The organism is Streptomyces sp. LS1784 (assembly GCF_020103755.1).
GTDB lineage: Bacteria > Actinomycetota > Actinomycetes > Streptomycetales > Streptomycetaceae > Kitasatospora.
This window is the reverse complement of sequence record NZ_JAHSQD010000921.1, coordinates 1-2,071: the sequence shown is the minus strand read 5'-3', so window position 1 is coordinate 2,071 and position 2,071 is coordinate 1. Positions and strand designations below refer to the sequence as shown.

The window sequence follows — 2,071 nt, the reverse complement described above, 5'->3', positions numbered from 1 at the left end:
CCGGCTCGTCCTGGTCGAGGGCCGCTGGCGCGAGGCCGGGCAGGCCGCCGCCTCGCCGTACGCGACCGGGGCCGGGCGGCTGCCGTGGGGCGGAGGGATCGGGGCGGAGGAACTCGCGGCGGCTGTCCGTCCGCTGGTGTCCGAGTTTCGGGTCGAGCCGCTCGGTGGGGAGGCCGAGCTGTGGGGCGGATCGGTGGACGACGAGCGGTACGCGCTGGTCGCCCGCCGTTGAGCGGCCTGCCGGGCGTCCGCGCCGGGCGCGCCGGGCGAAGGTACCGTCGAGCGGGTCGGACCGGTGGCAGGCGGCGCAGCGCAGCCGGGTGTGGATCGCCACCGCACCCGTGAAGACGTCCTCGCGCCCGTCGGCCGGGACCGGGAGGAGGCCGGCTCCCCGCAGTCTGTGCCGTGCTGCGTGACAGCGTGCCAGGAGGTACCGACAACGACCGCGGGGGCGGCGTCGGCCCCGGCTCAGAGGAGCGGCTCGGTGTCCCCGTGCGCGACGAGGAGCTTGCGCAGCAGGGCGTCGAGCTGCGTGCGCTCGTCCGCGTCGAGGGCCGAGAGGATGCGCTCCTCGTTGTGGACGTGACCGGCCAGGGCGCCGTCGATCAGCTCCTTGCCGGCCGGGGTGAGGCGGACCAGGACGGCCCGGCGGTCGGTCGGGCAGGGGTTGCGCTCGACCAGGCCCTTGGCGGACAGCCGGTCGACCCGGTTGGTGATGGCGCCCGAGGTGACCATCGCGGACTTGAGCAGCGCGCGGGCGTTGAGCTCGTACGGCTCGCCGGAGCGGCGCAGGGTGGCCAGCACGTCGAACTCGGAGGAGTCCAGGCCGCAGGCGGTGAAGTACTCGCGCAGGGCGTTGTCGACCCGGACGCTGAGCCGTCGCAGCCGGCCGATCAGCGCCATGGGCCCGGCGTCCAGATCGGGGCGGGCCCGGGCCCACTGCTCGACGATGTCGTCCACGGTGTCGCGCTGCTGCATGCCCGCCGCCCTCCCGGAGCCGTCTGTCCGAAGCCGTCCACTCGACGCAGATATCTTAACATTCACATACTTGACGTTCTCCGATCCCCGGCGTAGAAAGTATCTCAACGTTCATATAGTCAACGCTCAGGGGGACGTCATGGACCGCAAGCGCGCAGCGATCGCCGCCACCGCCGCACTCGCCCCGGCCGCGTGGGGCACCACCTACCTCGTCACCACCCAGCTGCTGCCCGAGGGCCGCCCGCTGCTGCTCGCCGCGCTCCGCGCGCTCCCCGCCGGACTGCTCCTGCTGCTGATCGGCCGCCGACTCCCCAAGGGGCGCTGGTGGGGGCGCGCAGCCGTACTCGGGATGCTCAACATCGGGCTGTTCTTCCCGCTGATGTTCGTCGGCGCCTACCGCCTGCCCGGCGGCGTCGCCGCCACCATCGGGGCGATCCAGCCGCTGCTCGTCGCCGGGTTCTCGATCGGCGTGCTGCGGGTGCTGCCCGGACGGCGGGCGGTGATCGCCGGCCTGGTCGGGGTCGGCGGAGTGGCCCTGCTGGTGCTCAAGAGCGGCGCGCGACTGGACGGCATCGGGATCGCCGCGATGGTCGCCGGGGTCGCGCTGATGGCCATGGGCACCGTCCTCACCCGCCGCTGGGGCCGCCCCGAGGGCGCCACCCTGCTCGACCTCACCGCCTGGCAGCTCCTGGCCGGCTCGGTCTTCCTCGTCCCGCTCGCGGCCGTGGTCGAGGGCGCGCCGCCCGCCCTGAGCGCCGCCAACCTGGCCGGCTTCACCTACCTCGGCCTGATCGGCACCGCCCTCGGCTACTTCCTCTGGTTCCGCGGCATCGAACACCTCGGCGCCGGCCCGGCCTCGTTCCTGGGCCTGATCAACCCGGTCGTCGCCACCCTCGGCGGCCTCGTCGTCCTCGGCCAGACCCTCACCCCCTGGCAGCTCCTCGGCCTTCTCCTCGCCCTCGCCGCCATGCTCGCCGGCCAGGCCCCCGCCCGCCGCACCCCGGCCCCGGCCCCGGCCCCGGCTCAGGTTCAGGCTCAGGCTCAGGCGCCTGCTCCCGCTGCCGCCCCGGCCCCTGTCCCCCGCCCCGAACCG

2 protein-coding genes and 1 pseudogene are annotated in these 2,071 nt (G+C 74.6%); 2 read left to right on the top strand and 1 reads right to left on the bottom strand.

Translation table 11 applies throughout. The features are described from left to right. Positions 1-232 (top strand): annotated as a pseudogene (locus KS423_RS44250) (SAM-dependent methyltransferase); the annotation flags it as partial. Between the two features lie 236 nt (positions 233-468). On the opposite strand, the gene KS423_RS44245 reads toward KS423_RS44250, so the two are convergent. After that, positions 469-978, bottom strand: a complete 510-nt coding sequence (locus tag KS423_RS44245) for a MarR family winged helix-turn-helix transcriptional regulator (RefSeq protein WP_224285328.1) — start codon at positions 976-978, stop codon at positions 469-471. A gap of 139 nt (positions 979-1,117) precedes the next feature. Here KS423_RS44245 and KS423_RS44240 point away from each other — a divergent pair. Continuing rightward, a partial coding sequence (locus tag KS423_RS44240) for an EamA family transporter (RefSeq protein WP_224285327.1) occupies positions 1,118-2,071 on the top strand: 954 nt, incomplete at its 3' end.

Coding starts and splice junctions, on each gene's coding strand:
- KS423_RS44245 (WP_224285328.1), bottom strand. CDS start 978: ATGCAGCAGCGCGACACCGTGGACGACATCGTCGAGCAGTGGGCCCGG.